The sequence below is a fragment of the uncultured Lutibacter sp. genome, from assembly GCF_937891065.1.
Classification (GTDB): Bacteria; Bacteroidota; Bacteroidia; order Flavobacteriales; family Flavobacteriaceae; genus Lutibacter.
This window is the reverse complement of the sequence record NZ_CALAEQ010000023.1, coordinates 1-19,323: the sequence shown is the minus strand read 5'-3', so window position 1 is coordinate 19,323 and position 19,323 is coordinate 1. Positions and strand designations below refer to the sequence as shown.

Sequence of the window (19,323 nt, the reverse complement as noted above, 5' to 3'; positions counted from 1 at the left end):
ATGATAATTATCATTTTTAAACGCACAAATGTTACATATAAAATACTTCGAATGACATTATTCTACTCATTTAATAAATATTTCATAATATATTTGCTCTTTTAATAATATTATTTATTGAAGTTAATAACAGATTAGTTATATAAAAGATAAATATAGTATCACAAAATTTAGTTTAATTAATATAAAAAACGGGAACAAACGGTATTATTCTTTTATACATTAACATAAAAAATCCCGCAATTGCGGGATTTTTTTTATAAACTTATTGTTCTTCTTTTGGAATGTAATAACAACCACCTTCAGATTTATCAGGTGTAAAAGCTCTATTAAACCAAAGTGGCCTTCGCTCTCCGTTTGGTCCAGGAGCGGGTCTTGTCATCGCTAACCATTCCTTATAAATCTCATGTGATTTATTGGTATCTACAAAAATATCACCGTATTTTTCATCTTTTCCAGGTTTTTCAATTCTTACACGTTGGTGCCACGTATGCATTCCACTAATTGGATCAGGATGCACAGCGTGTGTAATATTTTGGTGTACACCACCGTCTTTCCAAAAAATACGTTTAGAATCTTTATCGCTAGATTCAAAAGGTTCTATTCCTGAAATTGTGTTCATTCTCCAACCTCCTTTTCCGTCACCTTCAATATTTACCGTATTAGTTGCCCAACGGTTACCTGTTTGATCTTGCGGTCGTCTCCATCTACCAATATGATGAGAACAAGCTACTACGCCAGGTTTCATACTTTGAGTTACCCAAACTTTATCTATAAAATAACCGATATCTGTGTTCAACTTCACTAAATCACCTGTTTGGAATCCCCATTTTTTTGCATCATCTGGATGCATCCAAATCGGATTTCTATTTGAAATTTCAACCAGCCATTTTGCATTTCCCGAGCGTGAGTGAATCAATGTTGGCAACCTAAAAGTTGGAACTAAAACATATTCTCCCTTTGATTTATCCAACACATCATTATGAATATGACTTTTTATATAGGTTGGCGTAGCGTATTCAGGCCATTTCCAATCTACCATGGTTTGTGAATAAAACTCATTTTTACGAGAAGGTGTTGGGAAACCTACACAAGGTTTTCCATTTATCATAACACCAATTCCTTTCCCATCTTTTGAAATCACATCATTTATAGGATCAACTTTTGAACCTTTTAATTGTTCATCTGTTAGTTGATTCTCATTCATTTTGTATGATTCTCCTTTTTCAATTTCATAAGCACCATACTTTTTCATGTATTCTAATGCCGCAAACTGACCCGTAAAACCATCTGCTTTTGCAGTTTCATTTAATCCTTTAACTCTTTCAAAAATATATTGATAATATTCATCAATGGTTATTTTTTCTCCAGGTCTATATGGCGATTCAAATGTTTTTCTGATTCCCATACTTCCATCAGGATCAATTCTCCAAGATAATTCAATGAAAAATTCATCTTCTTCCCAAACTTCACCTGGATTTACTTCATACGTTAATTTCACTGGTTTCCCATTTCTACGTGCAGCTTCTCTTAATACTGGCTGACGAAAAGCAATCCAAGTTCCTCCGTGTGTAGCGTAACTATTTAAATCGTGACGTTCAGATGCTAATCCCATTGGTAACACAAAATCTGCATAAAATGCTGTTTCGTTCCATGTTGGCGTTAATGCAGCGTGCAATCCGAATTTTGTTTCATCAGAAAACATTTCCATCCAAGTAAATCCATCAGGATATGTCCAAACAGGATTGAAAACTCTTGAAAAATACACATCCATTTTACCTCTTCCCTCTTTTAAGAAATGTGGTAAAAGTTGACTCATTTCAAAAAATGCTAATGGGTATTCTTTTGGAAAATGCAATTCGTTCCATTTTTTCTGTGGTGCTGGCGGATTTGGTTGTGTCGGCTTGAATTTATTCCAAGAATTTGGAGATGTTCCACCTTTAGCACCAACTGCTCCAGTTAAAACAGTTAAAAAATGTAAACAACGTGCAACAGCCCAACCACCTAAGTTTGAAGCTCCCGCAGCACGCCAGTTGTGAGATGCAAAACGTTCACCTGCTTCTCCAATTTTATGCGCAATTTCAATAATCATATCGGCTTTTACGCCTGATTCTTTTTCTGCATATTCAGGAGTAAATTCCTTATACTCATCAATCATTGCAGCAATATAATTTTCAAAAGTAATTTCTTTATCGCTGTGTCTTGCTTTTAAGTATTCTTTCCAGTTTGTCCAGTTTTCTAAATAGTCTCTATTATACAATCCTTCTTCTAAAATAATTAAAGCCATTGCCAATAAAACAGCAGCTTCAGTTCCTGGGTAAGAAGGCAACCAATAATCTGACATACTAGCTGTATTGGATAAACGAGGATCCATCGTGGCCAATTTAGCGCCTTTCATTTTCCCTTCAATAATTCGTTGTGCATGTGGATTGAAATAATGGCCAGACTCTAAATGTGCTGAAACTAATAAAATAAATTTAGCTTCGGCGTGATCAGGTGATGGTCTATCATAACCGTACCATAAATTATATCCGAATCGTGCTCCTGAAGAACAAATATTTGTATGTGAATTGTGCCCATCAATTCCCCAACCTTGTAAAATCCAGTTCATGAATTTTTCATTACCAGGTCTTCCAACGTGGTAGGCAATTTCATTATGTCGATCTTCTAAAATTGCTTTTCTAATACGAGTAGCAATTGTATCTAAAGCATCATCCCAAGAAACCCGTTCCCATTCACCATCTCCCCGTTTCCCTTTTCTTTTTAAAGGAAATAAAATCCGATCTGGATCTGTAACCTGATTTATAGAAGCTGGTCCTTTTGCGCAATTTCTGCCTCTACTTCCAGGATGATACGGATTTCCTTCAAACTTTTTAACTTCTTGCGTTTCTTTATCTATAAATGCTGTTAAACCACAGGCACTTTCACAATTAAAACAAGTTGTTGGTACAATTTGATATGTTTTTTTCTCTTTTCTTGGCCAAACTTTCGGGTTGTATTCCACCCAATTATCCCATTTTTCTGGCGGAGGAAAATTTTCATACATTTTAGCAACTTCTTCATCAGAAAACTGACGCATATCTTTGTCATATTCTTGATAACCTTCTTTGTGCAGATTTGGAATAATTCCTAATTTTTCTGCTATATTTTCTATAAATGATGGTTTTTTATAACCCATGATGTCTTTATTTTAAATTAAGCTAATGGAATTCTTTGAGGCGCTTCCACCCAGATTTTTTCAGTAATTAAAATTCCTACTAATACACATATTCCTGAAGCGACAGTTAATAGTCCTCCATTTCCAAAAAATAACAATGCCAATGGAATAATGTTACCTATTAAAACTGTTACTAACCAAAATAGATTTTTATAACGTCCTTTAGTAATCATTTCTACTACAGTTTTTGCTGCTGTTGTAGGATGTGTAATTGTTAATTCAGTAACCAATGTAAATAAATTAACTACCAATGCAATTATCATTGTATTTCTTAAAATACCCATCCAATCTTCATTTCCGAAAATTAAAGAAGCTATTATAAAAATTGAAACTCCAGCCATAACGCTATGTACTAACATATGTAATGGTAGTGTTGGACTTTGCCAAAAATCGCGACCTTTTGCTTGCGCAAATAAGAATGCCGTGTAAACTGCTAGTAACACTGCAAAAACAGCTGTAATCCATAATAAAATAGTTTCGCCAGCTTTTATTTCGAAGAAAGTCATTGCTCCCCAAACTGTTACTAATAACCCGAAAATTGTAATTGTATAACCACCTTTTACTAACCAAGAATTCCATTGTGGACGTAATAAAACGTTTAAAAAACGGTCTGGCCTGTCTAAATCCATCACTAAAAATAATCCTGTTAACGCTAAGAATGTTAATGAAATTCCTGCAGACCATAATTTAGCGGTTGTTGAAACTTCATAGCCCAACATAATTGCCAAAAACGGAATTAGAAATGCACCTGCAGCAATTGCTTTTGTGAATACATAAGCTGAAACTTCCCATCCCCATAAAATCCCTTTATCTGGCGTATCATAAACTCTGCGCGCTTTTCCAGTTAAAACATCAATATAATTTGGATTTTTACTGTCTTTTTTCTGATATGCCGCCTGAATATCATTATCTATTGTCATTTGCAATAAATCTACATCGCTATTTGTATACATCATTTTTTCCGCAGCTTTTGCAAAATGACCAACACCACGCGCTTGAGAACTCCATAAACTTGGGCCAGATTTATCTGTTGCTTCTGGCACCAATGAAGCGTCATCTGCATCAATATAAAATAAGTTTGGATTTGTTCCTTTTTCAGGTTTACGCACCTTCACAGCTTGACGTGCTAATAGTTGTGAAATTTCTGTTGAAGGATTGTGCATATCACCCGCTATAATTGCATGTTCAGGGCAAACCGAAACACAAGCCGGCTCTCTACCTACATCAACTCTATGCGCACAGTAATTACATTTAGCTGCTGTGCTAGTATCTGGATCAATATACAACGCATCATAAGGACAAGCTTGCATACAAGATTTACAACCTATACAACGGTTGTTATCAAAATCTACAATACCATCATCACGAGTGTATAACGCTTCAACTGGACAAATTTCCACACAAGGAGCGTCCGTGCAATGATTGCATCGCATTACTGAAAAAATTCTACGCGTATCAGGAAATTCACCTTTTTCAACTTGCTTAACATATGTTCTGTTAACTCCAACAGCTACATCGTGCTCTGATTTACACGCTGTTGTACAAGCATGACAACCTATACATTTTCGATTGTCAATTATAAAACCATACTTCATAGTTAATTTATAAAATTTGAATTAAACAAATTTAGCTATTGACTGTACTATCTTTGTGATGAAGATTACATAATATATTATTTAGAATCAATTTAAATAAGATAATTGATTTAATAATTAGAAAAATTATACTTTTGTACTAAATTAACTCTTAATTATGAATTTTACTATTTTATTTTTTGGAATTACTACTGATTTAGTTGGAAGAAACTCATTAAGCTATACTTCTGAAGGAAAAATATCTATTGAAGAGTTGAAAAACCTATTAAAAACAGCATACCCTAGTCTAAAAAATATTCATGAATTTGCCATTGCAGTAAATGAAGAATACGCAAATGACGATTTAATAATTAATGAAGGTAATGTTGTTGCAATTATTCCACCTGTAAGCGGAGGTTAATCTCTTAAATACTTTTTATCAATATAAAAGGTTCCAAACGGAATAACTGAAGCTAATAGTACAATTAAGGTGGTTTTAGATTTCCATTCCAATTCAGATTTCAACATAAGTGCCAAGATAACATATCCAATAAACAAAATTCCATGCGGCATTCCTAACATTTTCACGTAGGTATCAATTCCTAAGGTGTATTTTATTGGTGTTGCAATAAACAATAATAATAAGTACGAAACTCCTTCCAATACACTTACAATTCTAAAGGTTTTTTTCATCAATTCTATAGTTAGTAGTAGTTTGGCGAAAATACATTTAATATTTCTTAAATTTGCTAAAATTTTAGTTAAAAAATGGCAAACAGAACCTCTATAAAAATAACATCAGAGAAATTAAATTTACAAGAATGTAATGATTTTGTGCTAGACGATTCGTGCGGTGGACTTACTTTATTTGTAGGAACTGTTCGTAATTTAACAAAAAACAAGAAGGTTGTTTTATTAGATTTTAGCGGTTACGAACCAATGGCTGTAAAAGAAATGCAAAAAATTGCTGATAAAGCTTTAGAAAAATTTCCAATACATAAAATTGCCATTCACCATGCCGTAGGCGAATTACAAATTGGAGATATTCCTGTAATTATTGCTGTTTCATCTGCACACAGAAAAGCAGCTTTTGAAGCTTGTGAGTTCGCAATTGACACATTAAAAGAAACGGTACCGATTTGGAAAAAAGAACAATTTGAAGATGGTGAAGTTTGGGTGAATTCGCATCCTTAAATAATTTCCATTTTTTTTAATAAAAAAGAAGCATTCATATTCTTACAAATTCCATCTTTAAGTTTATAATCAAAACTTAATTCATCATTTATAATTTCTGCATCAAAATAATAGTTTTGTATTTCAGGTAATTCTTTTTCAATCTCACACAAACTTAAATCATGTGTAGCTATTATTCCTGTAGACTTTGAACTTACCAATTTTTGTACAAATTTTTTGGATCCAATTGCCTTATCTGTGCTATTAGTACCTTTTAATATTTCATCTAAAATAATAAAATATTCTTCCGTTTTAATTTCATCGACAATAAATTTTAATCGTTTTAATTCAGAAAAGAAATATGATTCATTATCGGCTAAAGAATCTGAAGTACGCATACTTGTTATTAACTTTATAGGATTGTATTTAAATGCTGATGCACAAACTGGCAAGCCCATATTTCCCATAACAATAGCCAATGAAACTGTTCTTAAAAAAGTACTTTTCCCAGCCATATTTGCCCCTGTGATAATAAAAAATTGATGGTTTTCAATTGAAAAATTATTATCAACTCTTTGCAATTCCTTTAATAAAGGATGACCTAGATTTTCAGCAATAATTATCTTTTTATTTTTATCAATTTCAGGAAAAACATAACTTGGATGGTTATAAGCGAAATTTGCTAAAGAATTTTGAGCATCAAAAAAACTTATAACACTAAACCAATTTTCTACTTTATTATTAAAATTATTTATCCATTTTTCAACATTGTAAACTTGCTGCAAATCACGCAATAAAAAAGCATTTCCTAAAACAGCTACTATTAAATTATTTCGCTGATCAAAAGAATCTAACACTTTAGAAAATTTAGCGAATATGGTAGATGCTTTTTGTGTTTCGGTTTGAATTTCTTGTTGTTTTTCTTTTAAAATTTTTGAAGTGAATGTTGTTGTTTCAATTTCATTCAATAATTTATGATACTGTTTAAACGTATCTTTTGCATTACTTGCGTCGTTGTATAATTCATTCGCTTTCTTGAGATATATTCCAGAAATTCCTAACCCTATAAAAAACCAAATTAATAAAATTTGTTCAGCTATAATTTGCATTACAACAAGTACAATTAACATTATTGAAACAATCGAAAATATTGTTGGTAAATAGGCTATAAATTTTGGGAAAACCGATTTATAATTATGTATCCAACCTACAATTTCTTTCGCTGGATGTTCAACTTTTACCAAACTGGCAAGCGCTGAAAATTGTTGTCTCCACTTTGGTTTCTGACTTAATTCTTTAATGGCATTTTGTCTTTCAATAATCGATGAAATATCATTATTAGTCAATCTTTCAACAAACTCTTGTTTACCTTCATTTGTAACTGTTCTGTTACAATATTGAAAAAATGAACCTTTCCCAAACAAATCAATATCATAACTAAAAGGATGTGAGGGATTAATAAATTCATTTCCACCATTTAATGAAAAATAGTCTCTATTTAAAATTTTAATCTCAGTTTTGTTTATTTCAATTAACGCTTTATTTAGATCGCTCTTGTATTGTAAATTGGAATGCTTCAATATTAAATAGACAAATGAAACCAACCCTACAACAATAATAAAAATTACAATTTTAACATTACCAAAAAAGAAATAGACACCTATAACTGTTGTTAAAAATATAATTAACCTCAAAGTGCTTGATAAGGCTAATTTTCTTTTTAATTTTTTTACTTTATTTTCAAAAATAATTTTTTCAGAATTATAAAATTTTAGTGGACTCTCCATCATTTTTCAATCTAATAATAAAATATTTTTCAGGTTGAAAATTAACACTATCTATTCAATATAGTACTATTAAATATTAATTAAAAGTTGAAACTAATTTTTAAAAATACAAAATGAAATTTACTAAGTGAGAACGATTAAAATTTTCTCAATTTTAAGTAAAGGACTGCTCAATAATTTAAACAGCACATTGAATATTAATTTAATTCAGCTATTTGATGTGTTTTTTTAAGTTTGAAATTAATTGGAGTTGCGTTACCAATATTATCTGAGACCGGGCATCTGTCCTCAACTAATTTTAGCCATTTAGATAATATTTCTGGAGAAGCATCACAATCTGGTTTCATTATAACTTCAATATTTTTATAGCCTGCTCGTTCTTCCATAGAAGTTCCAAAAAGGCAATTTGGATTCAAGTTTCCACTCATACTAATTTCAATACCTCTAAGTTCTATGTTTAATTCATTTGCAATCATATGGCCAACTATATTTAAACAACCACTTAAAGCTGCAAGTACATATTCAACCGGATTTGCCCCAGCATCACCTCCTCCTAATGCTTTTGGTTCATCAACAATTATTTCAAACCCTCTGGTTTTTACAACAGTTTTTGTAGCGTTTTCACTTTTGGCTTTTATTCTAAATTTTAAATCTGACATAATACACAATTTTTAAAAAATTAAAAAAAATTTCATACAAAATTGAGAGTAATAATCAGTATTTCAACTAAAAAGGCATTGCATTATTCCACGCTATAAAATGCAATTTAACATCATTAAGAAAGTAAAATGATTTGTAAAAAATGGATGTTACATTTAATATTTTTTTATTCCTTCAAACAAACTAAATACATTTAAAGAAGGATATCTTTCTTTTAATTTTAAAGTTACATCATAACTTGTAATCCCTTTTTCGCAAACAATTACATAATGCTTTTCAAAATCTGGAATAAATTCAGCGGCATCAAAAGCTTTATAAGGTATTTTTTGATATACGTCAAAAGGTAGAAAAACGTCTTTATTATTGAAAACACTAATAATTTCTAAGTTCTCCGAATTCAATTTATTTTTTAGTTCTGAAGCAGTGATTAATAACGCGCTATCTTGCGTTGTACAATGAGCATCTATATAATTTGAATCTTTAAAAATGTCTTCAAAAATTAAGGATTTATTTTTTTTGAGTTTTATTTTGAATTGAGAATTTTCAAGCGCATTGTAAATTAACAATTGATTGGTTAATAATTGACCAATTTTGGTGATAATTTTTATCACTTCATTTACTTGCAACAATGCAATAATACCAACTATCGGATTTAAAGTTCCCGCTTCTTCACAATTAGGAATATCTGTAGCAATTGTAGGAAACGCATCACGTAAATTACACGTATAATCACCTTCGCCATTTAACACATTAAATGTAGCAACATAACCATCAAATTTATATAAAGAACCATACACTAATGGCTTTTTGGTTAGTACGCAGGCATCATTAATTAAGTACTTAATTTGAAGATTATCTGTACCATCAACAACTACATCAAATTTAGAGATTAACGATAAAATAGAATTTTTATTGATCGCTTCGTTTGTAAAAGTAACTTCGGTAAAAGGAGCTCTTTTCTTAATTTCATTGGCTAAAACTTCAACTTTTGGTTGCTGAATATCTTCAACTTTGAAAAAAACCTGTCGATGTAAATTTGAAACAGAAACCGAATCAAAATCTACCAAATGAAGTTTTCCAATTCCGCTTGTTGCCAAATAAATTGCAATTGGACTTCCTAATCCGCCACAGCCAAGAACTAAAACTTTAGCTTTTTGTAATAACTCTTGTCCCTTTACACCAATCTCTGATAAAGTAGTTTGACGTTGAAAATATTCCTCTTTATTGAAGTCCATTATTAATTAATTTTAGCTAAACCTATTTCATTTAAATAGTACTTTCCCTCTTTAATAGTAAAGTACTTTTCTAACTTATTAAGATACTGAAAATACTGTAAATCTCCAAACCCATAAACAGTTTCCTTTTGTTGCCAAATTAAAAGATTAATTACAATCTCTTTTTCTGAAAACAAATTAGAGTTTATAATTTCTAAAATTTTAGTTGAAATCTGATTCAATCCATTGCTAGCAGGAAATCTGTTCAAATGTTGATCCATTGCCAACTGTAAGTATTGAAATTTTGAATTTTGATTGAAGTTAAATTCCTTTAGTGTATTGAAGTCATTTTCAACATACAATTCCCAGCTTTCTTTTGCAAATTCTAAATTAGCTTTACTAAGAGCAATTTTAGTATTAAATAATGTTTCAAATTCTGAAGGTGAATAATCTGATAATGATTGGAGTTGCTGTTCTACTTCATCTTTTCCTGTACAAACTAAATAATAGTTTGACTTTTTCACATAATTAGCTAATAAATAAGTACATAATGCAAGTAAATTAACTTGACAAAACAAGTCAAATTCAAACCATAAAACAACGTTATTATAACCCGCTAAATCTTCTAGTTTAACAATCTCCTTGATGGTTTTATCGTAATATTCTAAACGATCTACTCCAATTTCAGTTTCAAAATAAGAATATCTGTTTAACCAAAATTCATCACTTCCTACATTTTTATGCAAAGGCCCTTCACAAAGCATTTCTCGCCAAACAACAATATCTCCTTTAATTTTAGATTTTTCTAAAATTTTCGCAGTACTATCACCATTTAAAACGTGAATTGTTTTACTCATTTATTTCTTTATGAGCCGCTTTAAATTCTTCGGGAGTATTAATATTTCTTATGAAATCATCATCAATTTCAACAATTTCAACATCAGAATTTATCAATACTTTTCGTGGACAAGAATAACCTTGCGCTAAATAATTTAACAATAAAGTATAGCTTTTTGGCTCCCAAATTGTAATTAAAGGTTCAGGAAATTGCTTATCTTTTCCTTTAATTGTAGTTGCAGCTTTTGAAGGGTTTCTATGCTTTAACAACAATTGAATAACTTCATCATTTACAAAAGGTAAATCGGTTGCAATAACCAACCAAGCAACATCCGGATTTTCTTGAAACGCAGAGCAGATAGCCCCAAAAGGCCCCAATCCAACAAACTTGTCAGTAATTTTGTTTTCTATCCCAATTTCTTGTTCCTCTCTAACTGATAAAAATGTTTTTAAGTGGTTTTTTTCTAACAACTCAATAGCAACATCTCGCTGATTTTTACCGTAAAAGTTTAAAGTTCCTTTATCTTGCCCCATTCTAATACTTTTCCCACCAGCCAACACCAAACCTTGAATAGGCGCAATTTTCTCTTTAATTAGGTTTTCAATATGCTTTGATATTTTATCAATTTCATTAATATTGTAACAACGTAAGTTTTTAATTTGAGGATTTTTTCCTTCTAAAAAATCGAAAAACTCAACATCATCCGTTAATTTAATAACAAACTGAATATTGTTTAACTGATCCAATCTTTTCAAAACTGAAGCTTCTTTATCTTTATCTAAAATTAAAATTTGTTTAGCTCCTTCATAATGATTCCCATTGATAAAAACAAAATCGTATTGTGAAAACTGAACACGTTGATTGAATTTATTCACTTCATTATTTACTAAACTATTTAATGTTCCTTTAGCGTGAAATGTAAATGTTTCAACAGTATTTAACGCTATATCTTTTGAATGAGATGCGTCAAAGTAAGCTAATTTATAACTTAATAAACTCTCAGAAACTTGATGTACCAAATTTGAAATGACATCACATTTTGTACCAACAAAAGCTATTTCATTTGGCGCAAAATTATCGTTATCTCTTAATTTTAGTTTTGCGTGTTTTTGATGTTTACCCATTTTTTATATCGCTTTTCCCTCCGGATTTTTCAACCAATTTTACTTCTTTAATTACCATTTCTTGAGAAATAGATTTACACATATCATACACCGTTAATGCAGCAATATTTGCTCCGGTGAGCGCTTCCATTTCAACACCCGTTTTTCCTTCAATTAAAACTGTGCAAAAAATTTCTATATGTTCGGTGTCTATAATTTCTATATCAATATCAACTCCGTTAATTAATAACGGATGACACATTGGAATTAATTCAGAAGTCTTTTTTACCGCTTGAATACCTGCAATAATAGCTGTTTGAAAAACCGGACCTTTTTTAGTGGTTAATTCTTTATTTTCAAAATGAGAAATAATTTCAGTACCTAAAAACATGGTTGCTTTTGCTGTAGCTTTACGCTTTGTGATTTTTTTTTCACCAACATTCACCATTTTTGGTGTGTTTTTCTCGTTAATATGTGTGAATTTATTTTCCATATGTGAAAGATTCTGAATCAAGTTCAGAATGACAGGTTTTTATCTATATGTTATTAAAGGAAATGCTTCTCCTTTTGTAAAATTACTTCTATCATCTGGTAATTCCAAAAAAGCATCAGAATCTACTAAATTAGCTAAATCAGCTGATCCTCTTCCTGTGATTGGAGTTGCAAATATTTTACCATCTTCTTTCGTAATTTTCACTTGTAAAAAGTAGGTTAAATCTGGTTTAAAAAAGTAATCTTCAGTTAAAATTGCTTGATTTTTATTTTCAAAATTTAAACCAATAGATTTATAATACCAAGGATAAAAATATTTTAAACAACTAGCAAAAGTTGAAACTGGGTTTCCTGGGAAAGCAAAAACAGTTTTGCTTCCTTTTTTTCCAAACCAAAATGGTTTCCCCGGACGTTGTTTAACGGTATGAAATAATTTTTTTACACCCAATTCATTTAATACATCAGGGATAAAATCGAATTTTCCTTTTGAAACTGCTCCACTAAATAACAACACATCAAAATCGTTCAAAAAAGAACTAATTTTACTTAAAAGTAAATTTTTATCATCTGAAATATGTGCTGTTTCTGATTGAATATTCAATTTTTCTAACAATGAAACCAACGTGTAAACATTACTTCTTCTAATTTGATGTTCTTCCGGTGTTTCGCAAACTCCTACTAACTCGTTCCCTGTAGAAATAATCATTACTTTTGGTCGCTTTGCAACTTTTACAGTTGTTTTACCAACGGTTGCAAAAACTCCAATTTCAGCAGGTGAAATTAATTTGTTTTTAGAAATTAGAATGTCACCTAGTTTTCTATCTAATCCTTTTAAATGAACATTTTGAAGGTTTTTTACAGCTTCTAAATTTATGGTGGCAATTTCGTTTTCAATAGTTAATAATTCATATTGAATTACAGCATTCGTATTTTTTGGTAATATTGCACCTGTCATAGCTTCAATGCAATTTGTTGGGTTTTGCATTGTTAATTGCTCGCTACCAGCCGCTTGAATTCCTTCAATTTTAAAAGCTCTTTGTCCGTTGTTAAAAGCTGCTACATCAATTGCAATTCCATCCATACTTACACGATTAAAAGGGGGGAAATCACGATCGGCAACAATATCTTCTTTTAAAGTTCTGCCTAATGATTTTAAAAATTTCACTTCTTCAGTGCCAAAATCTTCCGAAGTTTTTAAAATTATTTCTAATGCTTCTTGTGCTGTAATTAAACTCATATTATTTTAAATAAAAGAAAGTTTCTAAGTAGTCTTTAAAATTCTCATTCTTAACCAATTTCAGAATTTCAACACTTTTACATCATTCATTATGAGAACCTGTATTTCGACTCCGCTCAATAACCGTTTGCTGAGTGTAGTTGAAGCATAGGTTCACGAAATATTTGCTTCTTAGACAATCTCTACATTTTTAATTCTTCATTTTTAATTTTTAATTGTCAATTTACCTACCCGCCTATTGTAGACATACTTTCTGAAACATCGTTTCCACGAGCTGCTTCAGCAATAAAACCATTTTCAGGTTTTTTATGAACCGTATCTATAAATAGCTGTTTTAGTTCATCATCACTTGCTCCATCTCTCATAAAGTCTCTTACATTAAAAACTCCACCATCAAATAAACAGTTTTTAAACATTCCGGTTGCGGTAATTCTAATTCTATTACAATCGTTACAAATAGTACGCGTAAATGCTGGTATTATTCCAAAAGTACCAATGTAATTCGGAATTTTAAAATTTCGTGAAGTAGAAGATTTTTTATCTTGAAGCGTTTCCACTTCTGAATAATGTTCTTTAACATGGTGTATAATTTTTTCGAAATTCCATTCTTCCTGCATATCTCGTTGCCCTTTCCCATTAAAAGGCATTTCTTCAATAAACCGTACCGCTATGTCTTTTGTTTTTGAAAGTTCAATAAAATCAATAATTTCATCAGTATTAAAACCTGATTGAACTACCACATTTAATTTTAACTTCAAATTACTTTTTTCTAATTTTTCAAACGTATCATAAACCTCAACAAAAACATCTCTACGCGTAATTTTGGCAAATTTATCTTTTTGCAAACTATCAATACTTAAATTAATTGCATTGATATTTAATTCTTCTAATTTATCTATATGATTTGAAATTAGGGCGCCATTTGTAGTTATGTTTATTTCATCTAATTTATCGTTAAAAGAAAGTGATTCTAAAAAATTCACAAAATCTTTACGAACAAAAGGTTCTCCTCCAGTTAATCGAACTTTATTGACACCTAATTCAGAAAGTACACGTGTAATCCTATACATTTCTTTATAAGAAAGTAATTCTTTTCTATCTACAATATCAATTCCGTGAGCTGGCATACAATATTGACAACGTAAATTACAGCGATCTGTAATTGCCAATCGTAAATAACTGATTCTTCTTCCAAATTGATCTCTTAACTCCATTAATTGAGTGTTATTTTATTTCTACCTAAAGTTATTGTTTCCTCTTTCTCCAGTTTTTTTAAAATTCTTGAAATTGCCTCTCTTGAAACTTTTAAATCGCGTGCAATATCAAAATGCTTCCTACTTATTGTATTATTATTACTTATTAAGCTGGTATATTCTAAATATTTCAACAATCTATTTTCTAAACTTGTAAATGCAATATCATTAATTGTTTCAATTAAAAATGATGTTTGTTGCCTGTTTAATTTAAAATAAAAAGCTCTCCAAGATTTAAATTTTAAAAACCACGAATCTACTACTTTTGAAGGTATTGCTATGTATGTTATATTACTTTGACTTTCGAGTCTAATTTCACTTTTTTTATTTTCTAAAGCATATGAAATAGCAATTGCACTGGTTTGATTTTCTAATAAATAGTGTAAAAAAATACCGTTTCCTTTCCCATCTCTATGCACGACTTTAACAATTCCAGAAACAATTAAAGGAATAAACGTAATCTCTCTTCTAATTTCTAATATTATTTTTTCAGGTTCAGCGTATTTTAAAATACCATTATTACAAATCTCTTGCAGTAAATTATCTTCGAATAAATTAGAAAAATTAGTCTTAACAATTTCGTCTAGTTTCATTGACTTTATTTTAATCTTATACGCTATAAAATTTTAATGAGGAATTTTATCTTTAAACAAACCATATAGAAATGCACCTAAAGTTGCTCCAAAAATTACAACTAAAATAGAAACGACTCCTTTTCCAATTAAAACAAACATTGGACCTGGACAAGCACCAGCTAAAGCCCAACCTAAACCAAAAAGAATTCCTCCTAATAGGTTACGGTACAAACCTTTCTTTTTGGGAGCGATATGAATTTCATTTCCTTCAAAAGTTTTTACCATTTTTTTCTTGAAAAGAAACATACTTATCATTCCTAAAAAAACAGCAGAACCAATAATACCATACATATGGAATGATTGAAATTTAAACATTTCGTAAATTCTATACCACGAAATTATTTCAGCTTTACTCATTACAATTCCAAAAAGAATACCTACTAAAAAAAATTTGATGTATTTCATTTTGTGTTTCTTTAAAAAATTAATGGTAAAATTAACCATGTCATTACTAGACCTCCAATAAAAAACCCAATGACTGATATTAATGAAGGGATTTCTAAATTACTTAAGCCAACAATGGCATGACCAGATGTACAACCACCTGCCCAACGTGCACCAAACCCAACCATAATACCGGCTATTAATAAAATAAAAAAGCCTTTGAAGGATAACATAGTATCTACACTAAAAATTTCATCTGGTAAATAGGTTGCTCCGGCATTCATAATTCCAATATCAGCCAAATCTTGTACTGTTTGAGGATTTAAGGCAACAACATCACTTGGTGATAACCAATAAGCAGCTACAAAACCACCTGTAATTGCTCCGGCAACAAAAACAAGGTTCCATGTATTTTGTTTCCAATCAATTTTAAAATAATCAACAAATTTACCAGCTCCACCAATAGAGCAAAGAGTTTCTAAATTTGAAGACACCCCGAAACGTTCCCCAAAATAGAAAAGCAAAAACATAACAACGGAAATAATAGGACCGGCAATATACCAAGCCCAAGGCTGAGTTATAAATTCCATAATTTATTTATTTTAGTTAGTCTGGTAAAAATATCATATAAATTATGCTGATTTGTAACATTTGTTACAAATTCTAAAATTCTAAAATTTCAATTCTATTTCTGTTCAGCTTAATTTTACCTTCATTTTCAAGTTGTTTTAACAATCTTGAAATTACAACTCTTGAGGTATGCAAATCATATGCAATTTCCTGATGCGTTGTATTTAGTGACATTTCTCTCATTATTTGAGCTTTGTCTTTCAAATATTTATACAAACGTTCGTCCATTCTCATAAACGCGAGTGTATCGATAGTTTCCATCATTTCATTTAGACGAATATTATAACTATCAATTACAAAATTTCTCCACGTTTTATACTTAACTAACCATTCATCGAGTTTTGCCGCAGGTAGAAAAATAATTTCAGATTCTTTTTCTGCAATTGCTCTAATACCGCATTTCCCGTTTGAAATTGCACTTGCAAATGAACTTGCACAAGTATCTCCACGCTCTAAAAAATATAAAAGAATTTCTTCCCCTTTTTTATCTTCTCTAACTATTTTAATCGCACCTTCAAGCAATAAGGGTACACCTTTCATTTTATCACCTAAATCAACCAGCAATTCATTTTCGCGCAATTTTTTATAAACACCAACTTGCTCAATTTCATCTAATAATTCCTTTTCAAATACAAACGAAAAGTAGTTTTCTAATTTTTCTCTCATTTCTTTAAATAATATAAAATTTTAGTGGTAGCTCCTGTTTTATCAATTACATATTTTAAAGCATTATTACCTGCTTTTTCTCTATTCTTATTACCTTGAAAAAACTTGCTTAAAAGTACGGATAATTTTTTAGAATCATTCACTACAAAACATGCTTCCTCATTTACCAAATCTATTGCTTCATTAAATTTATAATAATTGGGGCCAATTATTATTGGAATCCCAAAAGTAGCAGGTTCTAATACGTTATGAACTCCAGATTTTGTATAGCCTCCACCAACATATGCTACATTGGCATAACTATATATTTTAGTTAGAATTCCTACAGTATCAATTATAAAAACTTGGTAAGTTGAAAGATTCAAATTTTCTTTTTCTGAAAATAGTACTGTTTCTTTAGTTATTGAATTTTTAAGTTTTTGAATGTCTTCATAATTAATATTGTGTGGAGCAATAATAAACTTTTCATTTTCTGAGGCTTTATTATTAATATAATCGATTAATAATTGTTCATCTTCTTTCCAAGTACTTCCTGCAACTAAAGTATATTTACCATCTTTAAATTTTTCAATAAAAGATAACTGATTATCTTGTTTTGTTATTTCATAAACACGATCAAAACGTGTGTCACCACTTACAGTAACATTTAAAAAGTTAATATTGTTTAATAGTAATTCTGAATTTTTATCTTGAACAAAAAAATGTTCAAATGCAATTAATGATTTCCGCATCCAAGCGCCATACCATTTAAAAAAAACTTGATTTTTTCTAAATATTCCCGAAATCAATATTGTTTTAATATCTCTAACTTTTAGTTCTTTTAATAGGTTTGGCCAAAACTCATATTTTACAAACACAACCAATTCTGGATTTACGATATCCAAAAATCGCTTAGCATTTTGTTTAGTATCTATTGGTAGATAACAAATTACGTCAGCCAATTCATAATTTTTTCTAACTTCATAACCTGATGGTGAAAAAAATGTTAAAACAAATTTATACGTTGGGTATTGTTCCTTTAATTTTTCAAGTATTGGTCGCCCTTGCTCAAACTCTCCGAGTGATGCACAATGAAACCAAATTACATTATCATTCTTAGAAATAATACTTGTTAATTTTTGAAAAGTTTGTTTTCTACCTTCAATAAAAAGATTTATTTTTTTATTGAAAAGTGCTATAATTTTTAAAGAAAAACCAGCAATTAAAACAAGTATATTATAAATAAAATACATAAGCGTACAAATGTACAAAATAAGCACATAAAAAAACTCCCAAACTTTTAAGTTTGGGAGTTTTTAATTTTATAAAAATCTATTTCTTAAGCTTCAAAAGGCTCAATAGAAACATATGATTTGTTATCTCTCTTTTTTTGGAATTTTACCAACCCGTCAACTCTTGCGTGTAAGGTATGATCTTTTCCCATATACACATTTTCACCTGGGTGATGTGTAGTTCCTCTTTGGCGGATGATAATGTTACCTGCAATTGCAGCTTGACCACCAAATATTTTTACTCCTAGACGTTTCGATTCTGATTCTCTACCATTCTTCGAACTACCTACTCCTTTTTTATGTGCCATGATGTTATGGTTTTAAAATTGAAATTTTTATTTAGTTAACGCTTCAATTAATTCTGCTTTCTTTAAAGAAGTGTATCCTTCAATACCTTTTTCTTTAGCTATAGCTTTTAATTCAGCAACAGTCATTGAACTTAAATCATCTGATGCAGTTGCTTCTGTTGCAACTTTTTCAACTTTAGGTTCAGCTTTCTTAGTAGCTACTTTTTTAGTTGCTCCACTTGCAGCAATGCTTTCGATTTGGATTTCAGTTAAAAATTGGCGGTGACCATTTTTCTTTCTGTATCCTTTTCTTCGTTTCTTTTTGAAAACGATTACTTTATCACCTTTTAGGTGACCTAAGATTTTTGCCGTTACTTCGGCTCCTTCTATAACTGGGGCGCCAACGGTTACTGTACCTTCACTTCCTATAAGAAGAACTTTACTAAAAGAAACTTTAGCTCCTTCTTCTTCTTGTAAGCGGTGTACGTAAACCTTTTGGTCTTTCGCTACTTTAAATTGCTGCCCTGCTATCTCTACAATTGCATACATACGTATTATTTTTATTCGCTTTATTAATAAATCAATTACCTCTTTAATTAAGGCGGGTGCAAATATATAGCTTTTTTCTTATTCAACAAAACAATTTTAATCCAAAGAAAAAAACCTTCAAAGCTCCTTAATAATTCATTTCCTTAATGTTACGTTAATTTTTAAGTTGAATAACTTATTACCTACAAAAATTTACTTAAATTTGAATTTCATTTTTGCTATGAAACCTACTTATTATATTTTAAAATTATTTCATTTCAAAAATTGTAACATTTAGTAAAAATCTGCGTCCTATAGCGCAATATTAATTAATTTAACCTATCAATAACTATGAGAAAAATTTATTTCTTAAG

At 30.3% G+C, this 19,323-nt stretch carries 20 protein-coding genes; 2 read left to right on the top strand and 18 right to left on the bottom strand.

The window, feature by feature from the left end; all coding sequences use genetic code 11:
- Window positions 1–265 precede the first annotated feature (265 nt).
- Entirely contained in the window at window positions 266–3,178 is a 2,913-nt protein-coding gene (locus Q0352_RS01690; RefSeq protein ID WP_299522607.1) for a molybdopterin-dependent oxidoreductase, read from the bottom strand.
- A 17-nt stretch (window positions 3,179–3,195) separates the two neighbouring features.
- The gene (gene nrfD, locus Q0352_RS01685) at window positions 3,196–4,812 is read right to left on the bottom strand and encodes an NrfD/PsrC family molybdoenzyme membrane anchor subunit (protein ID WP_299522604.1); all 1,617 of its coding nucleotides are present in this window, start codon (window positions 4,810–4,812) and stop codon (window positions 3,196–3,198) included.
- A gap of 157 nt (window positions 4,813–4,969) precedes the next feature.
- Between nrfD and Q0352_RS01680 the strand changes: the two genes are divergently transcribed.
- The gene (locus Q0352_RS01680; protein WP_299522601.1) at window positions 4,970–5,212 is read left to right on the top strand and encodes a MoaD/ThiS family protein; all 243 of its coding nucleotides are present in this window, start codon (window positions 4,970–4,972) and stop codon (window positions 5,210–5,212) included.
- Here the strand turns inward: Q0352_RS01680 and Q0352_RS01675 are convergent.
- Window positions 5,209–5,484: a DUF3817 domain-containing protein gene (locus Q0352_RS01675; protein ID WP_299522598.1), complete on the bottom strand. Its 276-nt coding sequence runs from the start codon at window positions 5,482–5,484 to the stop codon at window positions 5,209–5,211. The genes Q0352_RS01680 and Q0352_RS01675 overlap by 4 nt on opposite strands.
- A gap of 75 nt (window positions 5,485–5,559) precedes the next feature.
- Here Q0352_RS01675 and Q0352_RS01670 point away from each other — a divergent pair, with 75 nt between their 5' ends.
- Window positions 5,560–5,985: a molybdenum cofactor biosynthesis protein MoaE gene (locus tag Q0352_RS01670; protein ID WP_299522595.1), complete on the top strand. Its 426-nt coding sequence runs from the start codon at window positions 5,560–5,562 to the stop codon at window positions 5,983–5,985.
- Here the strand turns inward: Q0352_RS01670 and Q0352_RS01665 are convergent.
- The 15 genes from Q0352_RS01665 to rplU form a co-directional block, all read right to left on the bottom strand.
- Window positions 5,982–7,754, bottom strand: a complete 1,773-nt coding sequence (locus Q0352_RS01665; RefSeq protein WP_367274569.1) for a DNA mismatch repair protein MutS — start codon at window positions 7,752–7,754, stop codon at window positions 5,982–5,984. The two genes, Q0352_RS01670 and Q0352_RS01665, sit on opposite strands and share 4 nt — an antisense overlap.
- Window positions 7,755–7,948: 194 nt before the next feature.
- A complete protein-coding gene (locus Q0352_RS01660) occupies window positions 7,949–8,410 on the bottom strand; it encodes an OsmC family protein (protein WP_299522592.1) in 462 nt (153 codons plus the stop codon).
- A gap of 156 nt (window positions 8,411–8,566) precedes the next feature.
- A complete protein-coding gene (locus tag Q0352_RS01655) occupies window positions 8,567–9,646 on the bottom strand; it encodes a HesA/MoeB/ThiF family protein (protein ID WP_299522588.1) in 1,080 nt (359 codons plus the stop codon).
- Window positions 9,647–9,648: 2 nt separating this feature from the next.
- The gene (locus Q0352_RS01650) at window positions 9,649–10,482 is read right to left on the bottom strand and encodes a DUF1835 domain-containing protein (protein WP_299522585.1); all 834 of its coding nucleotides are present in this window, start codon (window positions 10,480–10,482) and stop codon (window positions 9,649–9,651) included.
- Entirely contained in the window at window positions 10,475–11,587 is a 1,113-nt protein-coding gene (locus Q0352_RS01645) for an NTP transferase domain-containing protein (protein ID WP_299522582.1), read from the bottom strand. The genes Q0352_RS01650 and Q0352_RS01645 overlap by 8 nt, the downstream gene beginning before the upstream one ends.
- Entirely contained in the window at window positions 11,580–12,059 is a 480-nt protein-coding gene (gene moaC, locus Q0352_RS01640) for a cyclic pyranopterin monophosphate synthase MoaC (RefSeq protein ID WP_299522577.1), read from the bottom strand. Before moaC ends, Q0352_RS01645 begins: the two co-directional genes overlap by 8 nt.
- Window positions 12,060–12,098: 39 nt before the next feature.
- Window positions 12,099–13,295: a molybdopterin molybdotransferase MoeA gene (locus Q0352_RS01635; protein WP_299522574.1), complete on the bottom strand. Its 1,197-nt coding sequence runs from the start codon at window positions 13,293–13,295 to the stop codon at window positions 12,099–12,101.
- A gap of 227 nt (window positions 13,296–13,522) precedes the next feature.
- A complete protein-coding gene (gene moaA / locus Q0352_RS01630; RefSeq protein ID WP_299522571.1) occupies window positions 13,523–14,509 on the bottom strand; it encodes a GTP 3',8-cyclase MoaA in 987 nt (328 codons plus the stop codon).
- Window positions 14,509–15,141, bottom strand: a complete 633-nt coding sequence (locus Q0352_RS01625; protein ID WP_299522568.1) for a Crp/Fnr family transcriptional regulator — start codon at window positions 15,139–15,141, stop codon at window positions 14,509–14,511. The genes moaA and Q0352_RS01625 overlap by 1 nt, the downstream gene beginning before the upstream one ends.
- 33 nt (window positions 15,142–15,174) lie before the next feature.
- Window positions 15,175–15,588: a DUF6691 family protein gene (locus Q0352_RS01620; protein ID WP_299522565.1), complete on the bottom strand. Its 414-nt coding sequence runs from the start codon at window positions 15,586–15,588 to the stop codon at window positions 15,175–15,177.
- An 11-nt stretch (window positions 15,589–15,599) separates the two neighbouring features.
- A complete protein-coding gene (locus tag Q0352_RS01615; protein WP_299522562.1) occupies window positions 15,600–16,157 on the bottom strand; it encodes a YeeE/YedE thiosulfate transporter family protein in 558 nt (185 codons plus the stop codon).
- A gap of 73 nt (window positions 16,158–16,230) precedes the next feature.
- Window positions 16,231–16,863: a Crp/Fnr family transcriptional regulator gene (locus tag Q0352_RS01610; RefSeq protein WP_299522558.1), complete on the bottom strand. Its 633-nt coding sequence runs from the start codon at window positions 16,861–16,863 to the stop codon at window positions 16,231–16,233.
- Complete coding sequence (locus Q0352_RS01605; RefSeq protein WP_299522555.1) at window positions 16,860–18,095, bottom strand: glycosyltransferase N-terminal domain-containing protein; 1,236 nt, start codon at window positions 18,093–18,095, stop codon at window positions 16,860–16,862. Before Q0352_RS01605 ends, Q0352_RS01610 begins: the two co-directional genes overlap by 4 nt.
- Window positions 18,096–18,181: 86 nt before the next feature.
- Window positions 18,182–18,442 (bottom strand): 50S ribosomal protein L27, encoded by a 261-nt coding sequence (rpmA, locus tag Q0352_RS01600; protein WP_299522552.1) that lies wholly within the window; start codon window positions 18,440–18,442, stop codon window positions 18,182–18,184.
- A gap of 27 nt (window positions 18,443–18,469) precedes the next feature.
- The gene (gene rplU / locus Q0352_RS01595) at window positions 18,470–18,970 is read right to left on the bottom strand and encodes a 50S ribosomal protein L21 (RefSeq protein WP_299522549.1); all 501 of its coding nucleotides are present in this window, start codon (window positions 18,968–18,970) and stop codon (window positions 18,470–18,472) included.
- Between the last annotated feature and the right edge of the window lie 353 nt (window positions 18,971–19,323).